The 22426-nt window shown below is 39.3% G+C and carries 21 protein-coding genes and 1 tRNA gene; 15 read left to right on the top strand and 7 right to left on the bottom strand.

Features of this window, described 5'->3' with window-relative positions; all coding sequences use genetic code 11:
* The first annotated feature begins 2 nt into the window (after positions 1 to 2).
* The 12 genes from A3Q3_RS0100195 to A3Q3_RS0100140 all read left to right on the top strand — a co-directional run bounded on the left by A3Q3_RS0100195 (position 3) and on the right by A3Q3_RS0100140 (position 15830).
* Positions 3 to 965, top strand: a complete 963-nt coding sequence (locus A3Q3_RS0100195; RefSeq protein ID WP_020181540.1) for an NAD(P)-dependent oxidoreductase — start codon at positions 3 to 5, stop codon at positions 963 to 965.
* A gap of 169 nt (positions 966 to 1134) precedes the next feature.
* A complete protein-coding gene (locus tag A3Q3_RS0100190) occupies positions 1135 to 2259 on the top strand; it encodes a glycosyltransferase (protein WP_020181539.1) in 1125 nt (374 codons plus the stop codon).
* Positions 2260 to 2361: 102 nt separating this feature from the next.
* A complete protein-coding gene (locus tag A3Q3_RS0100185) occupies positions 2362 to 4734 on the top strand; it encodes a hypothetical protein (protein ID WP_020181538.1) in 2373 nt (790 codons plus the stop codon).
* Positions 4731 to 6155: a hypothetical protein gene (locus tag A3Q3_RS0100180; protein ID WP_020181537.1), complete on the top strand. Its 1425-nt coding sequence runs from the start codon at positions 4731 to 4733 to the stop codon at positions 6153 to 6155. Before A3Q3_RS0100185 ends, A3Q3_RS0100180 begins: the two co-directional genes overlap by 4 nt.
* Before the next feature lie 20 nt (positions 6156 to 6175).
* The gene (locus A3Q3_RS0100175) at positions 6176 to 7405 is read left to right on the top strand and encodes a glycosyltransferase family 4 protein (protein WP_020181536.1); all 1230 of its coding nucleotides are present in this window, start codon (positions 6176 to 6178) and stop codon (positions 7403 to 7405) included.
* On the top strand, positions 7402 to 8253 hold the full coding sequence (locus tag A3Q3_RS0100170) for an SDR family oxidoreductase (RefSeq protein WP_020181535.1): 852 nt from the start codon (positions 7402 to 7404) through the stop codon (positions 8251 to 8253). The genes A3Q3_RS0100175 and A3Q3_RS0100170 overlap by 4 nt, the downstream gene beginning before the upstream one ends.
* Before the next feature lie 15 nt (positions 8254 to 8268).
* Entirely contained in the window at positions 8269 to 9279 is a 1011-nt protein-coding gene (locus A3Q3_RS0100165) for a polysaccharide biosynthesis protein (RefSeq protein ID WP_020181534.1), read from the top strand.
* Positions 9272 to 10405: a non-hydrolyzing UDP-N-acetylglucosamine 2-epimerase gene (gene wecB, locus A3Q3_RS0100160; protein WP_020181533.1), complete on the top strand. Its 1134-nt coding sequence runs from the start codon at positions 9272 to 9274 to the stop codon at positions 10403 to 10405. The genes A3Q3_RS0100165 and wecB overlap by 8 nt, the downstream gene beginning before the upstream one ends.
* Before the next feature lie 3 nt (positions 10406 to 10408).
* Entirely contained in the window at positions 10409 to 11302 is an 894-nt protein-coding gene (locus tag A3Q3_RS0100155) for an NAD-dependent epimerase/dehydratase family protein (protein ID WP_020181532.1), read from the top strand.
* 5 nt (positions 11303 to 11307) lie between these two features.
* Positions 11308 to 11877, top strand: coding sequence for a sugar transferase (locus tag A3Q3_RS0100150; protein WP_026361644.1), 570 nt, complete (start codon positions 11308 to 11310; stop codon positions 11875 to 11877).
* 13 nt (positions 11878 to 11890) lie between these two features.
* A complete protein-coding gene (locus tag A3Q3_RS0100145) occupies positions 11891 to 13804 on the top strand; it encodes a nucleoside-diphosphate sugar epimerase/dehydratase (protein WP_020181530.1) in 1914 nt (637 codons plus the stop codon).
* A gap of 112 nt (positions 13805 to 13916) precedes the next feature.
* Complete coding sequence (locus A3Q3_RS0100140; protein WP_020181529.1) at positions 13917 to 15830, top strand: ATP-binding cassette domain-containing protein; 1914 nt, start codon at positions 13917 to 13919, stop codon at positions 15828 to 15830.
* Here A3Q3_RS0100140 and A3Q3_RS0100135 read toward each other — a convergent pair.
* Positions 15827 to 16153: a YkgJ family cysteine cluster protein gene (locus A3Q3_RS0100135; protein ID WP_020181528.1), complete on the bottom strand. Its 327-nt coding sequence runs from the start codon at positions 16151 to 16153 to the stop codon at positions 15827 to 15829. The two genes, A3Q3_RS0100140 and A3Q3_RS0100135, sit on opposite strands and share 4 nt — an antisense overlap.
* A 320-nt stretch (positions 16154 to 16473) precedes the next feature.
* Between A3Q3_RS0100135 and A3Q3_RS14065 the strand changes: the two genes are divergently transcribed.
* The 3 genes from A3Q3_RS14065 to A3Q3_RS0100115 all read left to right on the top strand — a co-directional run bounded on the left by A3Q3_RS14065 (position 16474) and on the right by A3Q3_RS0100115 (position 18322).
* On the top strand, positions 16474 to 17052 hold the full coding sequence (locus A3Q3_RS14065) for an FxDxF family PEP-CTERM protein (RefSeq protein WP_198288897.1): 579 nt from the start codon (positions 16474 to 16476) through the stop codon (positions 17050 to 17052).
* A gap of 247 nt (positions 17053 to 17299) precedes the next feature.
* Positions 17300 to 17779 (top strand): VOC family protein, encoded by a 480-nt coding sequence (locus A3Q3_RS0100120; protein ID WP_020181526.1) that lies wholly within the window; start codon positions 17300 to 17302, stop codon positions 17777 to 17779.
* A 195-nt stretch (positions 17780 to 17974) separates the two neighbouring features.
* Positions 17975 to 18322, top strand: a complete 348-nt coding sequence (locus A3Q3_RS0100115; RefSeq protein WP_026361643.1) for a GFA family protein — start codon at positions 17975 to 17977, stop codon at positions 18320 to 18322.
* Positions 18323 to 18612: 290 nt separating this feature from the next.
* On the opposite strand, the gene A3Q3_RS0100110 is transcribed toward A3Q3_RS0100115, so the two are convergent.
* The 6 genes from A3Q3_RS0100110 to mobF form a co-directional block, all read right to left on the bottom strand.
* A tRNA-Arg gene (locus A3Q3_RS0100110) sits at positions 18613 to 18687 on the bottom strand.
* A gap of 99 nt (positions 18688 to 18786) precedes the next feature.
* Entirely contained in the window at positions 18787 to 19482 is a 696-nt protein-coding gene (locus A3Q3_RS0100105; RefSeq protein WP_020181524.1) for a hypothetical protein, read from the bottom strand.
* Positions 19483 to 19633: 151 nt separating this feature from the next.
* Positions 19634 to 19915 (bottom strand): hypothetical protein, encoded by a 282-nt coding sequence (locus A3Q3_RS0100100; protein ID WP_033424915.1) that lies wholly within the window; start codon positions 19913 to 19915, stop codon positions 19634 to 19636.
* Between the two features lies 1 nt (position 19916).
* Positions 19917 to 20300: a hypothetical protein gene (locus A3Q3_RS0100095; RefSeq protein WP_020181522.1), complete on the bottom strand. Its 384-nt coding sequence runs from the start codon at positions 20298 to 20300 to the stop codon at positions 19917 to 19919.
* Between the two features lie 113 nt (positions 20301 to 20413).
* Positions 20414 to 20827: a hypothetical protein gene (locus A3Q3_RS0100090; RefSeq protein ID WP_020181521.1), complete on the bottom strand. Its 414-nt coding sequence runs from the start codon at positions 20825 to 20827 to the stop codon at positions 20414 to 20416.
* A 24-nt stretch (positions 20828 to 20851) separates the two neighbouring features.
* Positions 20852 to 22414, bottom strand: coding sequence for a MobF family relaxase (mobF, locus tag A3Q3_RS0100085; RefSeq protein ID WP_020181520.1), 1563 nt, complete (start codon positions 22412 to 22414; stop codon positions 20852 to 20854).
* Positions 22415 to 22426: the final 12 nt, after the last annotated feature.

The following is a 22426-nucleotide window of genomic DNA, read 5'->3' as shown; positions in this document are numbered from 1 at the left end:
GTATGCATACAATCGCAATCACTGGGGCTACTGGGTTTATTGGTAAACATCTAGTAGCGGAGCTACTTAGGCTAGGTGGTTTTCGTATAAAACTTTTAACTAGAGCTAAAAACAGTGAGACGAACAGCTTGATCGAGTCTGGCGTAATAGTGGTTGAAGGCGATCTACTCAATCTAGAATCTCTGAATGGTTTTTTGGAACAGGATTGTACTGTTATCAATCTAGTTTATCTTCATGATGCTGGAGAGCAAAAAAATATGGAAGCAACTAACAACTTGCTGCATATGTGTAAATCTGCATCCGTTAAACGTTTAATCCATTGCAGCACAGCAGCTGTTGTAGGGCGAACACCTGATAACTTAGTTACAGAAAATACAGTCTGTCAGCCAGTAACCGAATACGGTATCACTAAGCTTAAAATTGAAACCATGATACTTGATACAAAGGATAGTTTTGACACTACAATTCTTAGGCCCACTGCAGTTTTTGGCATAGATGGCGAGCCGCTAAAGAAACTAGCTAGAGACCTTATAACTAAACGCAGGCTAGCGAACTATGCCAAATCATGCCTGTTCGGAAAAAGACGTACGAATCTTGTCAATATTGCAAATGTAGTAGCAGCAATTGTTTTTCTCATTAAACGCAACGAAAACCTGCGTGGGGAGACTTTCATTATTTCTGATGATGATAGTGAAAATAACAATTTTGTTTATACAGAGCGCTTATTGATGAAAGCGTTAAATGTTCCAGACTACAGATTGCCCCGCTTATTCGTACCACCATTTTTTCTAACTTTCTTGCTTGCTTGCCTTGGTAGAAATAATATTAACCCTATGTGCAATTACTCCTCTAATAAATTATTAGGACTTGGATATCAAAAAGCCTGTAGTTTTGAATCCAGCATAACAGAGTATGCAAACTGGTACCAATCTACAATCATGATGCGTCAGACTTCAGTTTTATGATGCAATTACGAAAAATCCGATACATATCTTTTCTATTGATGAAATGCTTATAAAATATGGAGTTAAAGCTGGAAGTGCCCTACCTACAGTGCCATGAAAACGTGGCCTGGACATGTTTCGATAATAAAGTTATGAGCGGAATCGTTTGAAAATCCTCCATGTTAATCACTTGTTAGATCCAATTACTGGTGGCGGTACTGCCGAGCGCACCATTCAGCTCACACGTTTTTTGATCAAGCAAGGTGCAGAATCCGCTGTGCTAACTTTAGATATAGGAGGAAAAATTCCTTCTGAGAGTGAGCTAGAAGGTGCACGTATTTTTAAGCTAACTTGTTTGAATCACCGTTACTTTTTGTTCATAACCTGGCCGTTTAGAATCAGAAATTTAATTTCACAGTTTGATATTGTGCATTTAATGGGGCATTGGACAATGCTAAATGCAGCGGTTGCTTTGTCATGTATACGTCAAGGTAAACCTTACGTAATTTGCCCAGCTGGCGCACTTAAAGCTTTTGGCCGCTCACGCTGGTTAAAATCGCTATATGATTTAGTGATTGGACGACGCATAGTTAAGTATGCTAGTGGTTGGGTAGCGATAACAGAAGTAGAAAAGCTGGATTTTGCTAACTATGGAATTAAGTCTGATTATGTAACGGTCATTCCCAATGGTATCGACCCGGATCTTTATATAGCCCCATCCAGTAGCAAGACAATAGATTTAACTCACCTTGGTTTAACACAGCAAAATCCCTATCTTTTATTTCTGGGCCGTTTAAATACAATTAAAGGCCCAGACTTGCTGCTAGAAGCGTTTATAGAAATTGCCGATACATTCCCCAATTTGCACTTAGTGCTTGCTGGCCCAGACTCTGGCTTATTGGCAAGTTTAGAAAAGTTAGCTAAGCAATCAACTGCAATGGACAGAATTCATTTTACTGGCTATTTAGGTGGGGCTGATAAAACCCATGCACTTCGGAAAGCTTTATGTTTGGTCATCCCCTCTCGCAACGAAGCAATGTCAATTGTAGTACTAGAGGCTGGCATTTGCGCAACGCCTGTTATTTTTACTGACAATTGTGGCCTGGATGATTTTGCCAAGGCGGGTGCAGGCACAATGGTATCAGCCTCGGTAAAATCAATTCGTGATGGCTTAATAAAATCGCTGTCTGATTTAACAAGCCTGCAACAAAGCGGTGAGCAACTACAAAATACAGTCTACGAGAAGTTTTTATGGGCGCAGCAAGCTGAACGATATTATCAGCATTATCAAGAACTGTTAAAAAACATTAAATAGTAATAAAACAACCAGTAATAATAAATAATAAAAAAGTGTAGTCATTGCTAATGAACTAATCATTTTTTAAACAAAAATACTAAGAATAACGAAGGGTTTAAAATGAGCTATATATTTCCATTAGCCAATATGGCTAATGCTTTTGCTATGACAGTTTTGCTTATCGCGTTAGGCTTAACAGGACATAGTACTTTGGTGGCAGAAGTAGGCATCGTGCAAGGTGCTACTTTGGCTTTATTCTACGCATTCTCAGCTAATGCACGCAGCCTGATACTAAACAAGTCTGCAGCAGTATCCGCAAACTCTGTAATGGCTTTCCGGTTATTAACGCTTACACCGCTCGCCGTAATATCTTATTGGCTGAGTGTTAGCGCTACAGCGATACCCTCCATACTTGCTATTCTGCTTATTACTAGACGAATCACAGAGTGGTTATCTGAAGTACACTTAAGTGAAATGGAGCGACTAGATAACCGTCTTTTTGCCACTCAATATTTCGTAGCACAATCTTTACTGTTAGTTCTTGCATTTGGATTGCTTGTAATGGATTCACATATCTCTTATTTGGGCTTATCTGTGTGGGCCTTATTTCCACTGCTGTTCAGCTTCAAGTTTATTTACAGTGGTTTTGCAAACTTTCCCAGTTTAACCAAAAACATGTTATTTAAAATGCTGCCCCATTTGGGCTCTACAGCGATTATTGGCATTGGTGTTTATATATTCCGTCTTTTAATTTTGCTGCTTATCGGCAAAGAAATAGCCGGTGATCTGTATACTGCATTTGCAATTGGCGGTTTAACAGGCTCAGTCTTTGCAAATTCATTAGGTGCAAGTATCGCATTGCATGAACAACGTAGCGGTAAGCGCCACTTTCCCAAAATGGTGAGATTGCCTTTAAATTTATCACTATTAGCTGGTGCTCTAATTTTTGTTGCTGCAACAATCCAATTAGATACATTAGCCTGGCTAGGTAAAACTTATTTTTTCTGGCAGGCAACAGGCCTTTCTTTAATTGGTGGCGTAGTAATGGTTTATGCTCAACGCGTCCGTTTCAGATTAATACAGCACGATGAGTATCATGACGTTTTTGGTCCAGATGTGATGATGAATATCCTACTCATCACCTCAATACCATTTATCTATTATCTCTTGGGCTTACAAGCCTTGGCAGGCCTTTACCTATTAAGCTCGCTATTAGCACTTGTTTTCTATAAGAGCTATCAATTGGCAGAAATACGTTCGAGTAAAGGTCAATTTAATTTAAAAATTGGTTATTCCATTATCGCGGTGATGATTTTATTTCCACTCTATTTGCAATTAAGTAATGGCATATTTCGTAGTGCATCACTTAATTTTAATTCGGGTGCAGACCTTAATTTCCTTCCAATCCCCGTTTCTGTGATTGCTTGTTATGTCGGCATCCTGATGATTGCAGCATATCGTTACGCGACTACTTCCCTTTATTACATATTCTTTACTTGTTTATTGATGGTGACTACTACAGTAGCTATTTCGCAAGGGGTTAACGCTGAACAACAATCTAAATTCATATTGCTTATACAGTTTATCCTCCCAATGTTTGGTTTGGTTCTTGGGCAAATGTACTATGCCAAAAACCAATCTATAGTTTATAGCTTAGAAAAATCTTTTTTGTACGTCTTATTATTTATTGTGCCTTTACAGTTAACAAGCACATGGCTACAAGGTTATACATCACTATCACCTTATTTATATGTCTTCAGTATTTATCAACACGTACAATATGTACCAGTCATTTTTGTATCTGCGTTTTTGGTAGCATTTTGCGGCTTATGGTCAATTTCAAAATTTAAGAATATTTTTTTAGCATTCACCCCCTTAATGGGCATTTACACGGCAGCATCTATGTCTCTATTAGCGATAGTCATGCTAATTGCCGGCCTGCTAGGTTTTGCGCTATACCAGTGGAGGCGTTTTTTTGACAAAACTGTAATAGCCCTAGTGTTGCTTGTAACAATCTTGATGGGTGGGTATCTTGAATATAAAAGCGATTTCATGGAATCTAAACTTACATTTTTCAATGTTATTAACCAAGATGAAATTGCATTTAATATGATTGGGAGACATTATTTTGCAAAAAACATAGTCACTGATCCTGAAACTTTTCTTCTAGGTCATGCGGAACGACCAAGTAGAGCTCAATTCCCAAGCGCTCATAACTATTATTTAGATATTATTTACAGTTTTGGATTCTTGGCTTTGTTACCAACGCTTGTAATGCTTATCTATACATTAATGCTACTTTATCGCTTTAGGAATGGTGTATTGGCATCAACAGATTTGCTTTGCCTATCCGCGATAGTATTGTTCCTAGTTGTAGTAGATAACTCCTTTAAGGTTGGTCTTAGACAGCCATACTCCGGGATATTTACTTTTTTCATATGGGGTATTCTGATTAGCAAACTCCATCTAAATTTTTTAAAGGTTAGTAAATGATATTCAGTGTTAATGAGTTAAAAAAATATAATAAAGTAGTTTTCATTAGCTTAGTTACGCTGGTTTTAATATTAAGTGGGATGGCTATATCTAAATACACAGGCAACCCTAGTATTTATATCTTATTTACATTGGTCTCTAATGCATTACTCTTTATGGGTTTTAATAAAAATGCGATTTTTTTTGATGCTTTTATAGGTGCTTTTTTCTGGCTTGGTTTTTGGCTAAAGCTAACGCTTAGAGTTGCCTTTTCTGGCGGCATATTTCATGAGCCTGTTGGCAATTTTGATGGGTCTGGAGCTGCTTTTGATCAGGCATTAATAGTAACTACATGTGGGATACTGGGGCTGCTTTTGATAAGTTTAATCCGACGCAATTGGTTTTTTAGTTATCCAGATCAAATTGAAAAGCTTCATCATCATAGCCTTTTTACTTTTTACAAAAATAATAGAAAAATCATTTTGTCTGCCTTTGTCTTGCTGTTTACTTTTATTGCTATTTCCAATGCAATGCTAGTCATCTATCAAAGAGGCAGCATTACACAAACTACCTTGCCGTTTGGGCTCAATGGTGTCTATAAATGGTTGCTATTGTTTGGCCTTGCATCATTTTCTGCCTTAGTACTAAGATTTGAGTTTGAAATTAAAAAGAAGACTTCGCTCTTAGTGATGTTTTTAAGTTTGCTGGAAAGCTTTACTACAAATGTCTCTCTATTAAGCCGAGGTATGATTCTTAATAGTGGTGCACTGATATATGGTGTGCTAATTAGCTTAAAACGTTACCAAATTAAAGCAAAGTTAAGCTTTTTTGTGTTCACCTTCCTGATATTTTCTGTGCTATTTGCCAGTTCTGTTTTATTAGTCAATTACTTACGAACCTCAATTTATTTAGATGGAAACTCCACAACTAGCCAATCCCTTACTAATACCCATGCAATGACAGCACCTTTGTTTGTTGATCGGTGGGTTGGGATGGAGGGAGTAATGGCTGTATCTAGCTATCCTCACCTGAGCTGGGATTTATTTAAGACAGCACTTAAAGAAAAGTATAATGAGAACGACACAAGTTTTTATGACAACAATATCATCGATTCTGCATATGAAAATACTGATAAAACCAAACATCACTTCATATCACTACCAGGCATCGTCGCATTTTTTTACTACCCTGGATCACTCTTGTTTTTGTTTTTTAGCATGTTTGCATTAGGTGGCCTTGCTGCAGTTATAGAGTTCTGCACTTACAAACTTGGTGGGATGAATGTCATTCTGTGCGCACTATTTGCACAGGTAGTAGCATTCAGGTTTGCCAGTTTCGGATACGTTCCTGCACAAAGCTATTTACTTTTAGGTTCGTTATTCCTAAATCTTTTAATCATTTATTTTGCTGAACGCATTACTCGTTTTTTACAAAACAGATAAATACAAATCAGCTTATAAATATGAAAATTCTATTTTTTAATCAATATTTCTGGCCTGAGAGTTTTCGAATTAACGACATCGCTTCTGCTTTAAAAACGCGCGGACACAATATTGAAGTATTAACAGGCAAGCCTAACTATCCTGAAGGAAGCTTTTTTGCAGGCTATAAAGGCTTAGGGGTGACTATAGAGCACTGGAGAGATATTAAAATCCATCGCATTCCAATGCTCCCGAGAGGAAACAAAAGCGCTCTAAAGTTAGCTATTAATTACATTTCGTTTATTATTTCCGGCCTTGTATTTGCGCCGTGGGTGCTTAGAAATAAGCAGTATGATGTTATCTTTGTTTATGCACCCTCCCCCATTTTTCAAGTGATTCCCGCATCTTTTTTAGGATGGCTTAAAGGCATCCCTGTCATACTTTGGGTTCAGGATCTTTGGCCGCAAAGCGCAGAAGCAACAGGCTATATAAAATCACCTTTATTATTAAAGCTACTCCAAAAGTTTGTTCGTTTTACTTATTCGCATATAGACCTGATACTTGTCCAGTCTGAGGCGTTTATCGAACCAGTGAAAAGCCTCGCAGAGAATGTACCTATTCAATACTACCCTAACTCGGTAGACAAAGAATTTTATAAGCCCAGTGGTGTTGCAGCGCCTGAAATAGACTCACTTAAATCAGGATTTACAATTTTGTTTGCAGGCAATATCGGCATTGCCCAGTCTATGGAGACTATTGTTTCGGCAGCAGAAAAGCTAGCTGCATATTCTGAAATTAAATTAGTGCTTATTGGCACGGGTAGTATGTTTGATTGGGTTCAAAAGCAAGTTACTGACAAAAGATTAACTAATCTGTTTTTAGAGGGGCGTTATCCTGTAGAAGTGATGCCTGCAGTAATGAGGCAGGCTTCAGCATTATTGGTAACTTTAACAAAGCAACCTATTTTTGAATTGACGATTCCGAGTAAAATACAAGCTTATCTTGCAGTAGGTAAGCCAATTGTTGCCTGTTTGAATGGCGAGGGTGCCAATATCATCAATAAAGCAAAAGCAGGCATTGCGGTTAAAGCTGAAGATGGCGAAGGCTTAGCTGAAGCTATCATAAACCTTTATAAAATGCCCCAAACAGAACTTGAGCAAATGGGTGTCAATGGGCGAGATTATTTCAAAAAACATTTTGACGAAGAAAAGTTAACGAGTGAACTCATTAGCCATTTTGAAATGGTAATAAATAATAAGGAAAAACGTTGAAAGTTTTAATATTAGGTGCAAGCGGTATGCTAGGCAACGCTGCAGTCCGTATATTGCGTGAAAACCAAAATCTAGAAGTGTTTGGTACTGTGCGATCAAACACCACTCCCCAAATATTTTCTCAGGGAGCACAAACTATTATCACTGGCTTTGATGTGTCAAATCATGACTCATTAGTCAAAATACTTGCCAGATTAAAGCCGCAGGTTGTTATCAACTGCATTGGTTTAATTAAACAGTTAGCTGAGGTTGACGACCCGCTGGTGGCTTTGCCAATTAATGCAATGTTGCCACATCAATTAGCGAATCTTTGCGCTGTAGCAGGTGCACGTTTGATCCACGTAAGTACAGATTGTGTATTTTCTGGCACCAAAGGTAATTATGCCGAAACAGATACTTCTGATGCTACAGACCTATATGGAAAATCTAAATATCTTGGTGAAGTGAGTTATCCGCATACCATTACCTTACGGACTTCAATTATTGGGCATGAGCTACAAAGTGCGCATGGGTTAATTGGGTGGTTTTTATCACAAAATCAACAGTGCAAAGGATACAAAAAAGCAATATTTTCAGGCCTACCGACAGTTGCTTTGGCCCAAGTTATTCGTGATATTGTCATTCCTAACACTGATTTGTCTGGCGTGTATCACGTCGCCGCGGAGCCAATTTCAAAATATGATTTGTTGAGCTTGGTAGCTGATATTTACGGCAGATCAATCGAAATTTTGCCAGACTCTAATTTAGTCATTGACCGCTCACTAGACGCAGAAAAGTTTAAAATAGCAACCGGTTATACAGCACCCAAGTGGCCTGAGTTAATCAAGTTAATGCATTATTATCAATGATTTTGGATAGAAAATATGTTTAAAAACAAAACATTAATGATCACTGGCGGCACAGGATCCTTTGGCAATACTGTATTAAAGCGTTTTTTATCTACCGATGTGCGCGAAATTCGCATTTTCAGCCGTGATGAAAAAAAACAAGAAGATATGCGTATATCATTCAACAACAATAAACTTAAGTTTTACATCGGAGATGTTCGCGACTACGATAGTCTTTCACATGCGATGCAAGGTGTAGACTATATATTTCATGCTGCTGCACTCAAACAAGTGCCTTCTTGCGAGTTTTACCCAATGGAATCGGTTAAGACGAATGTACTGGGTACTGAAAATGTAATGAATGCCGCCATTGCTAACAAAGTCAGCCGCGTTGTGGTGCTTAGTACCGACAAAGCGGTTTACCCAATTAATGCTATGGGAATTTCCAAAGCAATGGCTGAGAAATTAATGGTAGCTAAGGCTCGTTTACAGCCTGAAAACAGCACAGTATTTTGTGCTACGCGATATGGCAACGTCATGGCATCGCGTGGATCTGTAATTCCTCTATTTGTCTCGCAACTTAAGTCAGGTCAGCCAATGACGATTACTGACCCCAATATGACTAGGTTTCTTATGTCACTTGAAGATTCAGTGGATTTGGTTTTGTATGCCTTTGAGCATGGCTCACAGGGAGATATTTTTGTTCAAAAAGCACCTGCATCGACCGTTCATGATCTTGCAGTTGCACTCAAGAGTGTTTTCGATAAAGACAACGAAGTCCGCCTAATTGGTACCCGCCACGGTGAAAAACTTTATGAATCTCTTATTTCTAGAGAAGAAATGGCGCATGCGCAGGATATGGGGGGCTACTACCGCATTCCGGCGGACAATCGTGATCTTAATTATGCAAAATACTTCAGTGAAGGTGAAGAGAAAATTGCAGAGTTTGATGATTACACTTCTCACAACACGTTAAGGTTGAACGTCGAACAAGTTAAGTCGCTATTGCTTAAACTTGACTATGTACAGGAAGAATTAAATGCTTAAGGTCATGACCATTGTAGGTACCCGACCAGAACTCATCAAGATGAGCCGAGTGATTGCGGCTTTAGATAAGCATACACAGCATATATTAGTACACACCGGCCAGAATTATGACTATGAATTAAATCAGGTTTTTTTTGAGGACCTGACTATACGCAAACCTGATTATTTTTTGGAAGCCGTTGGTGAAAATGCTGCCCAAACCATTGCCAGGGTAATTGAGAAAGCTGATGCGGTGATGGCTCAAGAGAATCCTGACGCTATCATGTTGTATGGTGACACCAACTCCTGTTTGGCAGTGATTGCTGCCAAACGTCGCAAGATTCCTGTATTTCATATGGAGGCCGGTAATCGCTGTTTTGATCAACGCGTGCCGGAAGAGCTAAACCGTAAAGTACTAGACCATCTAAGTGATATCAATATGGTACTGACTGAACATGCCAGAAGGTATTTATTAGCAGAAGGCATACGCCCGGAAACAATTATCAAGACTGGCTCGCACATGCGTGAGGTACTCGATTATTACATGCCAAAGATTTCAGAATCAGACGTGCTAAGTAAAATGGGCTTGCAATCGAAGCAATTTTTTATTGTAAGCACACACCGTGAAGAGAATGTAGACAGCGCTCAAAATCTCACCGATTTAGTGGATACATTGAATGCGGTGGCTGAAGCTTATCAAGTGCCTATTATCGTATCCACCCATCCAAGAACAAAAAAAAGGTTGGATGATTTGCAAATTGAGAAACTGCACCCGCTAATTCAATTCATGAAGCCTTTTGGTTTCTGTGATTACATTAAGCTACAAATGGAAGCGCTTTGTGTCATTTCTGATAGCGGCACAATAACAGAAGAGGCGTCATTATTAAATCTACCTGCCATCACTGTTAGAAATGCGCATGAGCGTCCTGAAGGCATGGATGTTGGAACACTAATTATGAGTGGACTCAAAAAAGAACGCGTTCTGGATGCGATTAAAGTAACTATAGCCAACCACGACGGTAAGAATCGTAAGATTTCTCCAGTTGAGGACTATGAAAATCCATTTGTTTCCACGCAGGTACTGAAAGTAGTATTGAGTTATGTAGACTATATCAATAGGACTGTGTGGTCCGCTCCTCAAGTTTAATCAATGAAGCTTTTAGTTACCGGTGCCAGCGGATTTGTTGGTCAATTTTTACAAAAAGTATTATACGGACAGCATGATTTACTCAGGCTGGATCAGCAGACGACTGAAAAATTGTTAGCATCAGAGTCTTTTCCCGCCGCATACAACAACACAAACACTTTAATACATTTGGCTGGGCGCGCACATATCATGCATGAAACTGCCGAGGATATTTACCAAGCTTATGCCTCGGTTAATGTTGACTATACTCTCAAGGTCGCTGAACTAGCTAAACGTCTCAAGATCAAGCGGTTTGTCTTTCTGAGCTCGATTAAAGTGAATGGGGAAGCATCTAACCAACCTTTCACAGAAAAAGACAGTCCTGCCCCATTAGATGCTTATGGTCAAACTAAACTAGAAGCAGAAACTGCATTGAAAGTGTTTTGTCAAAACAATCAAATAGAGTTGGTGATTATTCGCCCTCCCCTCATTTATGGGCCTGGTGTCAAAGCTAATTTCAAGCAACTGATTAAACTTTGCCAACTGCCGTTGCCGTTGCCATTTGCATGTGTGAATAACAAACGGAGCTTTATTAGTTTGGACAATTTGGCAGATTTTATTCTACTGTGCAGTTCTCATCCTCAGGCGGCCAACCAAACCTTTCTCATTTCAGATGATGAAGATGTTTCTACAGCAGAGTTAATTATAACTATTCGCCAAATAAGTAAAAAAAATATACTGCTCGTTGCTCTACCACCTTTTATTTTAGAGTGGATATTTAAATTATCCGGCAAATCAAGCTTGGCTATACGCTTGCTTGGCACGTTACAAATAGATGTCTCCAAAGCCAAAACTTTACTTGGCTGGCAACCAAAGATAAGTTTTCATGAAGGAATTCTTCGGACGCTAAGGAAGTAAATATTTTGAAAAGATTATTAGATATATCCCTAACCCTTATAGGAGTAGTGCTTTTATTACCACTAATCATAGTCACCTATTTTTTGGTAAAACTGACTTCGACCGGACCGACACTCTACTGGAGCAAACGTGTTGGTAAGCATAATCTGTTGTTTAGTATGCCAAAATTCCGTTCTATGAAAGTGAATACCCCTGCTCTCGCCACACATATCATGAATCAACAGGCTGACCCCAATCAGTACTTAACACCGGTAGGTAGTTTTATCCGTAAAACCAGCTTGGATGAACTACCACAGCTTTGGAGCGTACTCAAAGGTGATATGTCGATTGTTGGCCCTCGTCCGGCATTGTTCAATCAAGACGATTTAATTAGCTTACGCACCGAGCACGGGGTGCATATATTAAAACCAGGCATCACAGGCTGGGCGCAAGTGAATGGTCGTGATGAATTGCCTATTCCAGAAAAGGTGACACTGGATGCTTACTATCTAAAACATCAGTCATTATGGCTAGATTGCTATATCATTCTGTTAACCGTTTTTAAAGTACTTAAACGCGATGGTGTATCGCATTAAATAAGCCATTTTTATGAATTTTTATCGTCAATATATTGTGAGATGGCTGTCATACATTGCCATGATGCACGATCTAATTGTGGCATCTGCCATTTGGTATTTTGCTTTTTTGTTACGATTTAACTTTGCTATCCCGCCCAATTTTATTGATACGACTTGGACTACATTGCCGGCAGTTTTGGCGATTGAGTTTGTTTGTTTTGTATTGTTTGGTTTATATCGTGGGATGTGGCGCTTTGCCAGCATTCCAGATCTCAAGCGAATTATCCGTGCGGTTGCGCTCTCAGCCCTTATTATTAGCTTTGCCAGCCTGATTGCACAGCCACAAATCATTATTCCTCGCTCTGTGCTGTTTCTTAACCCACTGTTACTCGTGCTTATTATGGGTGGCAGCCGCTTTGCTTACCGTGCGTGGAAAGAGCGCCGTTTATTCAATCCTATCGTACAGCAGGGCAAGCCGGTGATTGTATTAGGGGTTGAGGAAGCCGCAATCAATCTGATTAAAGAGCTCACCAAAAGCCATGAGTGGCGTGTCGTCGCGCTTTTAGATGACAACACATTGATGCACAACCGCGAGTTTATGCATATCCGTGTGGAAGGCGCAATTGATGCATTACCGGAAGTTGCACAAAAATACGATTGCGAACACTGCATCATTGCGATGCCCTCTGCCAATCATCTAGCGAGAAAACATGCAGTGAATGTGGCCAACAGTATTGCGATGGAGGTACTGACTTTACCGGCCATGAGTGATTTGATGAGTGGAAAAGTCAGTATCTCGCAAGTACGTAAGGTGGATGTAGAGGACTTGTTGGGCCGCGATGTAGTGAATTTAGATAACGCCGGCTTAAGCAGCATGATTGCAAGCAATACTGTCATGGTAAGTGGTGCAGCAGGTTCGATTGGTTCTGAGTTATGCCGCCAAGTGCTGGCATATCATCCTAAAAAACTGGTATGTATTGATGTCTCTGAATATGCACTTTACCTGCTGCAACAAGAGTTCAGTCAACGTAAGACAGACACACAAATTTTGTACATCGTTGCAGATATAAAGAATAAAACGCGCATCAACCATGTGCTACTCACGCACCAGCCTAAACTGGTGTTACACGCAGCCGCCTATAAACATGTGCCAATGATGGAAGACTTTAACGTGACGGAAGCATTGATTAACAATGCATTTGGCACCTATCAGTTTGCCAGCGCCTGCCAAACGGCACAGGTGGATAAGTTTGTGCTGATTTCTACCGACAAAGCGGTGAACCCCACCAATGTGATGGGTGCAAGTAAACGTTTAGCCGAGCTGGTTTGCCAAAGTCTCCAGCCTAAAAAGCCTTCTAAAAACACGCCTAAAACACAGTTTATTACCGTGCGCTTTGGTAATGTATTGGGCAGTAGTGGTAGCGTGATTCCTAAATTCCGCGAACAAATTGCCAGAGGCGGGCCTATCACTATCACCCACCCTGAAATCACTCGTTACTTTATGTCGATTCCTGAAGCCGCACAGTTGGTACTGCAAGCTGGCACCATGGGCAAAGGCGGTGAGATTTTTGTCTTAGACATGGGCGAGCCCGTCAAAATTATCGACCTTGCCAAAGACATGATTAAGCTATCAGGATTACATCACGAAGAAATTCGGATTGAGTTTACCGGGTTAAGGCCAGGTGAAAAACTCTATGAAGAACTGCTGGCAGATGATGAAAATACCTTGCCAACCAACCATGAAAAACTGCGGATTGCGCAAGCGCGCAGTGCAAGTGCAGCATGGCTGGATGATTTGTTACACTGGCTAGAGAAAGTGCAGCACATGGCCGAGCATCAGGTCAAAGTACAGCTCAAAGACTGGGTAGAAGAGTATCAACCCAATGCATTAACTGCGGGCGAGCCGCCAGTACTCGCCATTGAGCCGTCACAAACCATCCATTAAGTTAAACAATCTCTTTATTTACCAGCGACTTATTTACCAGTCACCCATTGGGGATGGCTGGTTGTCGTTTACAATACTGCTCCTACCCAATCAATATCATCGTTAGTCATCTATGCCTCACATCACGCTCGATAACGCCAGTCTTGCCTTTGGCCATCACGCACTGCTTGCGCAAGCTTCTTTTCAGTTAGATCCGGGTGAGCGTGTCGGCCTGATTGGTCGCAATGGCGCGGGTAAATCCAGCTTACTTAAAGCCATTGCTGGCACTATTAAATTAGATGATGGCACGGTATGGCGTGCCCCCAATGTACGGGTGGTCTATGTGCCACAAGAGCCTGAGCTAGACAACACGCATACCGTGTTTGAGGCGGTAGCAGAAGGCTTGGGCAGCCTGCAACAAACCATCATTGATTATCACCAAACTACCCATGATATGGGCATGCCAGATGCAGATATCGAAGCGCTCTTGACGCACATGCAAGCGCTACAGCATGAAATGGATGTGCAAAACGGCTGGGCCGCACAATCACGTGTGGAGACGGTATTAAGCAGACTCAAGCTAGATGCAGATGTGTTGGTCTCTACCCTCTCTGGTGGCTGGCGCAAGCGTGTAGCACTTGGCCGAGCATTAGTGGCAGAACCGGAAGTGTTATTGCTGGATGAACCCACCAACCATCTGGATTTAGAAGCGATTGAATGGCTAGAAGATTTGCTGTTGGGGTTTAGTGGCAGCGTGTTATTCATTACACATGATCGCCGCTTTTTAGACAAACTCGCCACCCGCATTACAGAATTAGACCGCGGCAATCTCACCGACTTTGTGGGAAACTTCACGCAATATCAGCTCAAAAAAGAAGAATTATTAGCAGTGGAAGAAACCCATGCCGCCAAATTTGATAAATTTTTGGCACAAGAAGAAGTGTGGATTCGCCAAGGCATTAAAGCGCGCCGCACGCGTAATGAAGGACGTGTGAGACGTCTTGAGGCATTGCGCTTAGACCGTGCAGCCAGACGTGAGCGCCAAGGCAATGTGAAATTGAATCTGGACGCTGGGGAACGCAGTGGCAAGCTGGTGGCAGAACTCGACCAAGTCTATAAAGCTTATGGCGATAAAGCGTTGATTAAGGGCTTCAGCACGCGCATTCTGCGTGGTGATAAAATTGGCCTACTCGGCCCGAATGGTATTGGTAAATCCACCCTACTCAAACTCATTTTGGGCGACATTGAAGCTGACAGTGGTGAAATTCAACGTGGTACAAAAATCAGCGTGGCCTATTTTGACCAGATGCGCGAACAACTGAATGAAGAAGCCACGCTTGCAGATACGATCAGCCCAGGGTCAGACTTTGTAGAAATCGGTAACGAGCGTAAGCACGTCATCAGTTACTTAGAAGATTTCTTATTCCCGCCACAACGCTCGCGCTCACCAGTGAAGTCGTTGTCTGGCGGAGAGCGCAATCGTTTGTTACTGGCGCGTTTATTTGCGCGGCCAGCCAATGTACTGGTGCTAGATGAACCGACCAACGACTTAGATATCGACACACTAGAACTATTGGAAAGCTTGCTGCAAGAATATACAGGTACACTGTTTTTAGTCAGCCATGACCGCGCTTTTTTAGAAAACACGGTCACCCAAGTCATCGCCTTTGAGGGCAATGGCATACTGACTGAATTTGGCGGCGGTTATGACGATTGGCAACGCTTTACCGCACAACGTCTGGCAGAAAAGACAAGTGCAGCCAAAGCCAGTACTACTAGTACACCGACAACTAACACCGCAGCGAGCAAAAGTACAACCGCAACAAAATTAAACTTTAAGGAACAAAAAGAGCTGGAAGCTTTGCCTGCGCAAATCGAACAGCTCGAAGCTGAGCAGACGCAAATGAATCAGACCTTGGCAGACCCTAACTTTTATCGTGACCATGCGGATGACGTTAAACCGCTGCAATTGCGTTTAATGCAAATTGAAGCGGAAATCGAAACCAAAATGGAACGCTGGGCAGTGCTGGACAGCAAAGCGAATTAAACTTCCGTTTCTGCCTGAATAGCTGGCAGATTGTGCATGGCACGCGCGCGATTACACGCCTCACTACCCGCTGAAAACTCACGACAAGTGCTTGAACGTGCAGCATAAATACGACAGCTGACTTGCTTGCCCACTTCTCCGTCCAACGCAATGCAATGGACGGGACTGTTTGCTGTCCCTTGCATGCATACATGGTGCGGGCTCACCGCCTGTGTAAGCGCTTGTGGTACTCGGCCGAGCGGATGTGCGTCTGTTTCTGCCCAATAAAAAGACACGCGAAACGCCGCGCAACATGCACCACAAGATAAACAATGTTGCGACATATATCCTTTACGATTGATTGAGCCGATATTGATATCACCGATGGCTCTATCTCACAATATCATGCAGATAAATACAGGCAACGATATATAAAATTACGACTGGGAGTTTATACGTATATTTATATAAATAAAGAACCAGAATTCACTTGATAGCATTAAACCCACAAAACACTTATACATCTAGTACTTAAACGATTTTATTTCATAAATTGACAACTTTTGATAGTCCAACATAACTATATTATCAACTGCTCTGGCAATGCGCTTTAACTAATATTCATTGTAAATATTTTCCAATGAACATTTGTTTAGGAGTCGGTATGAAATTAGCAACTCGTAGGATGTTAACGACAATCTCGTTAGCCGCCGCATTTAGTATTTCTAGTGTCAGCGCTTTTGCTGACACCACTACCGTTCTTACAGTTGGCGCATTGCCCGCATCATTAACGTATAGCAATACATTCACCAGCTCAGATTCGGGCACAACATTTTGGGATGATTATATATTTACCATTACTGATGGCTCGGTCAATTCGGTCACTTCATCCATCAATCTAGACAGCATATTGGGCGTAAGCGATCTTCGTGCAAGATTATACAAGGGCAGCACACACCAAACTGCAGCGATTGCACCTAACGAATTGATCTCAGCTTGGGGAACAACGGTAAACTATAGTCCAACCGTTTCTTCAACAACCGTTGTGCTAAATCCATTAACGTTGAGTGCTGGCACCTATACGCTTCAAATCAAAGGTATTGTGTCAGGTTCAGCTGGTGGCTCATATGCAGGGTTGTTAAATATTGCTACCCCTGTCCCAGAACCAGAGACCTATGCAATGTTGTTATGTGGCATGGGGCTAATAGGGTTTATGGCAAAACGCAGAAACACACAAGCTTAAACCGGCATAATCGCTTTAAGATTTGCAATGGGAGCTACGGCTCCCTTTTTGCATTTTGGCAGTTGTTTTTTAAAGCCATCCATATCAATGACTCATATTTGCCCTAGGCAGATACTCACTACGTGTCATCGTGACTGTAAGATGCGCCAATACCAACCTAACCAATCGGATGGTTGCATTCGCAATTGCTAGTATTTACTATGTTTTAGTTCAGATGCATCTAAACAACCAAGAATGGAGAACGAATATGACTCCCAAGAACACAATCTGTCTTTGGTACGATGGCGCAGCCCTTGAGGCCGCAAAGTTCTATGCCGAAACGTTTCCGGATAGCGCGGTGGGTAGGGTTCATTATGCGCCGGCCGACTACCCTTCCGGCAAGGAGGGCGATGTTTTGACGGTGGAATTCACTGTGATTGGTATCCCTTGTCTCGGCCTGAATGGTGGCCCTGCGTTCAAGCACAATGAGGCTTTTTCGTTCCAAGTTGCGACTGGCAACCAGGCTGAAACTGATCGCTTATGGAACGCAGTTGTAGGCAATGGTGGTGAAGAGAGCGCTTGCGGCTGGTGCAAGGACAAGTGGGGCTTATCGTGGCAAATCACGCCGCGTGCGCTTATTGCCGCCATAGAAGACCCTGACAGCGCTGCTGCTAAACGCGCTTTCGAAGCCATGATGCAAATGGGGAAAATCGACATAGCCATGATTGAAGCAGCCAGGCATGGCTGAGTTGTAGTGTAGTTTATGTATGGCTCTAGATACGCTTAATCCACCAAGCAGAATTGGTGGAAATGTGCTTCGATGATACTATTTTTAATAACGTAAATCGATGAAGTGGGGTCGCCACCCCTTTCGTAGGCGCCAGTCTAGAATATGTAAAGCAAGAAGGTGATCAAACTCAATTGAGAACAAGTTGGAGACAAAATGAATTATCAAGGAAGCTGCCACTGTGGCCATATTAAGTTTGAGGTAGAAGGAACGCTGACTGGCGCGATGTCTTGCAATTGCTCTTTCTGCCAACGTAAAGGCTCGCTCATGTGGTTTGTTCCACGAGAGAGTCTTAGCCTACTCACGCCAGAGAGCAACGCCAGCACCTACGAGTTTAACAAACACGTCATCAAACACCAATTCTGTGCAATATGTGGCATTCACCCATACGGTGAAGCTACCGATCCAAAAGGTAACCGCATGGCAGCTATCAATATTCGTTGCCTAGAGGGGATCGACCTTGAGAGTGTTCCTGTTACTCATTATGATGGTCGCTCGCGGTAGATACAAGACGCCCAATCTATTATTCATTAAGCTGCTATTTTACACTCCCGCCCATCTTTAGCCCTTGCATCCTACTTTAGGCTGCTATTGCATACTCCTAGAGAGGTGGCGCCCCCGACACGAATCGAACGTGTGGCCCTCCCCTTAGGAGGGGGAAATTTAAAACTATATATGTTATTGTTTTAAATCAGTATTATCTATATTTGATATAAATTTTTGTCAAATTTTTGTCAAATTTAGAATAAAAAAAATGGAAAAATTGACATTTATTGTCAAAATTTCCAGGCTGTTGGTGTCCCCACCAGGAGTCGAACCTGGATCTAAGCCTTAGGAGGGCCTTATTCTGTCCATTGAACTACAGGGACACAGAACAGGCAGGATTTTACACGATTAGAAGGCTTTAAATAAAGAAGCTAATACATTCATATCAAAAAGAGTTTAAATCGTTCTAAGATTCCAAAAGCTTACTTAGTCCAAGAGTTTAGAGAAATTTGAACTGTGGCATTTTCATGAATTTCAAACAATTCATTATGTTTAAGTTTAATTGAGAACTTTGGAGTGACACCCAAATACACTTCTTGACCCATATAGTCATATATATCATTTACAGGAATTTCTTTATTTCTACTGTCTAATAAATAGAATTTATATTCTGCACCTTCCGAATTATGACCATTAAATAATTCAATTTTTATATTGGCTAATGAAAACTTAGGAGCCAAAACCTCTATTTCAACGAATTTATCTATTAGTTGGTCAATATTAAATTTACCTCGATAAATAGCACACGGGATAATTTCACCTTTGGTTATAAAAGTATTTTCTATGTAGAACCCTTTGAGAAGGTGGCATAAATCGTCTTTATCAATTTTTTCTAATTCTTTAATTCTTTTGGATAATCGAATATAGATGTGAAATGAAGACTCAAAAAACCAAATCAAAAAAAGTATAACAGTGATTGTGAGCCAGTTTTGAAACGAGATTAAATGAAAAATCTTGATTAGCTTATATGCCTCATCGTCGGCAGGCAATGCGAATTCGTCTCTTGCTAATATCAATAAAGATAAGATAGTCCATAGAAATGTTCCGATTTTCCAGGCTACACCCTCTTTAAATAACTCACAGAAAAATGCGGTTCTAGCTCTAAGGTATGTAAGCATTTTATAAATCTTTATCGTGTTGTTTACAAAGTATTATACATATTGAAAGTTCGGCATTGAAGCTTATACATATATCCATAACACAAAACCCATATTGAAAGCCGACAAGCTATTTCAAAATATGGGTTTGTTGTGGGTATGTGTGTAAGGTTTAAAAACCTTTAGATAGTTGTTTATTTATCAACATCATCTTAAAACATAGAGTAGCTAAAATTGCTGTGTTTTCGTGTTCTCTATCGCCTTTAAATTTATTTCTATCTAAATACATTAAATGAAACTCTAATAACTTTTCATCAAGTTTAGAGGAATTATTTAAAGATTCTTCCCTCTCGATCATTTCACTGAGAGTTGAAATAATACCTTCTTCCCTTGGGTTTTTATTTCTTTCATTGAATGTTGTTCTTTTTAAATATGATTCAAGTAAAGTAGTCATATTAAAATTCCACCACATAAGAATTATTTTCAAAAATATATCTTTTAAGATTAGCAATTCTTTTACATTCAAATAAAAACAAATCAATAATGAATTGCTTAATCTCATTGTGAGTTTTGAATGAATATATTGTTTCTATGAGTTTAGTTTCAAACTGCTCTAATACACCATCACAATCAAAATAACCATATTGACCATTTTGGATTGCGAAAATATCTATGTAAGTAATCCAAGCTCTAGCATTACTTGGGATTTCTTCATCAGTGAGATTGTCTAGTGCTAATTGTTTGTAGATTGGTAAAACAGATAGTAAAGAACTACTTATTTGATTAAGAGTAAATTTACTTAATGAGAGGTCTAATTCTTGATGTGTTGAAAATGACATAATTTAATTCCTTTAAAATAATTTAGTTTTGTTTCTCCTTACCCATGAATATTTGCGGGTTAATCAATAAAGGAATTATCTTAACATTTATTAAGATTGTTTACAATACATATTTAATATTCGAAGATAGTTTTTTGTTTATTAATTTCTTCTGTTTTATATAGCTTAGTATCTACAGGACTTTCTGTAATTTCTTCAAAATTAAATTTGTTGTTATTATTTCTATTGATTTTATGAAGTTTCTTTAAAACAACCCATTTCACAAGACGACAATTTTCAATATCTTCTGTAGTTTGCTTAGGTTTTGTTTCATTCCATACTTTAAAAACTTTTAGACTTAAAAATTTTAATTCTTCAACTTCAAAAGGATTGTCTTGTAAATCCTTTTTTGGATTCTTCTTTAAAAAATCTTCTTTTAAATAAATAGTGTATTTATCAGTTGTTAAATATAATCTATCTGCTCCATGCTTATAAGAATGCTTTATTTCTAGTTTTGTTAATAATTCACTCAATTCATTAAATATCATAATTTTTTCCTTTTCTTATTTTTATTATATTTGTGCTTCAACTTCTTTAGTATTCTCTTGCTGTTGTTCTTGATTATTATCTCTATAGCTAGATTTACCTTTTTCTTCAATCTGGTTTAACATTTGTAATCTAATATGTTTTATTCTTTGTTCTAACATTTCTCTTCTTGGGTCGCCATCGGGTAAAGTTAATAGTTCCATTTCTAAATCATCAATACTTGAACTGATTTCTTGTGTATCTAATGCTTTAGATGAATTTTCAGAAATATTACTATTAGATGAAACATTACTATTCAAAGAAGGTTTATAAGAAGGTTTATAAGGACTTTTATCATTTGAATATTTGTCATTAGATTTAACATCTGATTTACTTATGTCTTTACTAAAGCTATTTTTTAAAGATAAAAAGTTAAGTCTTTTATTTAATTGAATAGATTTATCAGTGAATTTCTGGAAATCTTTATATGTATGGTCTTTATGATAATATTTAACTTCATTTTTTTTATCTAATATTCCAGTATTTACTAAATTCTTATCTGTAAATATTTCACTTAATATTTTTTCTCTATCAACTTTATAGACTTGTGATTTTTGAACTATAGCTAATTCAATTTGTTTATTAGTGAAATAGCTAGATTTAGATAATGACATTGCTTTCAGTATGATGTCATCTTTAGTAATTTCTAAATCTTTATGTTTTAAACTTCTTGTACTTTCCAGATTCTTTATTGTTAATCCGTTATTTGAAAATCTTTGTTTCCATTCTTTTTTTAGAGCATTCAAATCATAGTCAGTTTTTTTAACTTTAATATTTGCTTGTTTTTGTTTTTCTTCATAAGTGGCATTCTCTGGAATTTTACTTTTAATTTTTTCAGCTCTTCCTGAAAATTCCTTTCTTACTTCATCACTAATACATTTTAATTGCCAGCCTGTTCTAGATTCTTCAATCTCAAATCCAAGAGCTTTAACACCTTGAGCAATTTTTACTTGAACTTCACTTGCTATTAATAACTTGTCTTCAAATAGTCTTTTAAAATCTACAGCTTTATATGTACCATCTTGAGCAAGGGCATAATTTCCAATGACATTATGACTATGTAAATGAGGGTCAATCTTCTCATTTTCCTCTCTAGATGTTTTATGTTGCCAAGTGCCTATAAAAGCACCTTGAACTTGTTTGTAGTCCTTGCCTTGCCTATATGTCAATCTCTTCTCAAATTCGCTTCTGGCGAATACCTGGGCATCATTCCAAACCTTTAAAAGCTCTGTTTGTAATGGGTGGCCTTCATATACATTTACTAACAAGCTAAAGTCTTTATTAGCATTGATTACAAAATCTTGTCCAAGGTCTGCGGGTTGCTTTCTTACATACTTAGATAGCTTTTCATCTGTATTCGGATTTTTACCACTCAAAACACCCCAAAAGTTTTTAGGTGTTATTGTTTTATCAAGCTTCAATGATTTGTAAGCTTCTCCATTCCATTCGCCTATACCCTCTTCTTTGTTTCCAGCCTTATTATAATAATCATCCTTCATAAACTCTTTAGTGTAATAGTCTATATTCTTAATTCCTTTATTACTTATCATATTGATTTCTCC

Source organism: Methylotenera sp. 1P/1, from assembly GCF_000384355.1.
Taxonomy (GTDB): Bacteria; Pseudomonadota; Gammaproteobacteria; order Burkholderiales; family Methylophilaceae; genus Methylophilus.
The sequence above is the reverse complement of the archived record's forward strand: the minus strand, read 5'-3'. Positions and strand labels throughout refer to the sequence as shown.

What these genes read in the sequence shown, in the direction of transcription:
- A3Q3_RS0100165 (WP_020181534.1), top strand. Translation starts at nt 8,269, where the DNA reads ATGTTTAAAAACAAAACATTAATGATCACTGGCGGCACAGGATCCTTT.
- A3Q3_RS0100175 (WP_020181536.1), top strand. Translation starts at nt 6,176, where the DNA reads ATGAAAATTCTATTTTTTAATCAATATTTCTGGCCTGAGAGTTTTCGA.
- A3Q3_RS0100155 (WP_020181532.1), top strand. Translation starts at nt 10,409, where the DNA reads ATGAAGCTTTTAGTTACCGGTGCCAGCGGATTTGTTGGTCAATTTTTA.
- A3Q3_RS0100185 (WP_020181538.1), top strand. Translation starts at nt 2,362, where the DNA reads ATGAGCTATATATTTCCATTAGCCAATATGGCTAATGCTTTTGCTATG.
- A3Q3_RS0100135 (WP_020181528.1), bottom strand. Translation starts at nt 16,153, where the DNA reads ATGTCGCAACATTGTTTATCTTGTGGTGCATGTTGCGCGGCGTTTCGC.
- A3Q3_RS0100115 (WP_026361643.1), top strand. Translation starts at nt 17,975, where the DNA reads ATGAATTATCAAGGAAGCTGCCACTGTGGCCATATTAAGTTTGAGGTA.
- A3Q3_RS0100120 (WP_020181526.1), top strand. Translation starts at nt 17,300, where the DNA reads ATGACTCCCAAGAACACAATCTGTCTTTGGTACGATGGCGCAGCCCTT.
- A3Q3_RS0100100 (WP_033424915.1), bottom strand. Translation starts at nt 19,915, where the DNA reads ATGACTACTTTACTTGAATCATATTTAAAAAGAACAACATTCAATGAA.
- A3Q3_RS0100195 (WP_020181540.1), top strand. Translation starts at nt 3, where the DNA reads ATGCATACAATCGCAATCACTGGGGCTACTGGGTTTATTGGTAAACAT.
- mobF (WP_020181520.1), bottom strand. Translation starts at nt 22,414, where the DNA reads ATGATAAGTAATAAAGGAATTAAGAATATAGACTATTACACTAAAGAG.
- wecB (WP_020181533.1), top strand. Translation starts at nt 9,272, where the DNA reads ATGCTTAAGGTCATGACCATTGTAGGTACCCGACCAGAACTCATCAAG.
- A3Q3_RS0100140 (WP_020181529.1), top strand. Translation starts at nt 13,917, where the DNA reads ATGCCTCACATCACGCTCGATAACGCCAGTCTTGCCTTTGGCCATCAC.
- A3Q3_RS0100105 (WP_020181524.1), bottom strand. Translation starts at nt 19,482, where the DNA reads ATGCTTACATACCTTAGAGCTAGAACCGCATTTTTCTGTGAGTTATTT.
- A3Q3_RS0100095 (WP_020181522.1), bottom strand. Translation starts at nt 20,300, where the DNA reads ATGTCATTTTCAACACATCAAGAATTAGACCTCTCATTAAGTAAATTT.
- A3Q3_RS0100090 (WP_020181521.1), bottom strand. Translation starts at nt 20,827, where the DNA reads ATGATATTTAATGAATTGAGTGAATTATTAACAAAACTAGAAATAAAG.
- A3Q3_RS14065 (WP_198288897.1), top strand. Translation starts at nt 16,474, where the DNA reads ATGAAATTAGCAACTCGTAGGATGTTAACGACAATCTCGTTAGCCGCC.
- A3Q3_RS0100180 (WP_020181537.1), top strand. Translation starts at nt 4,731, where the DNA reads ATGATATTCAGTGTTAATGAGTTAAAAAAATATAATAAAGTAGTTTTC.
- A3Q3_RS0100145 (WP_020181530.1), top strand. Translation starts at nt 11,891, where the DNA reads ATGAATTTTTATCGTCAATATATTGTGAGATGGCTGTCATACATTGCC.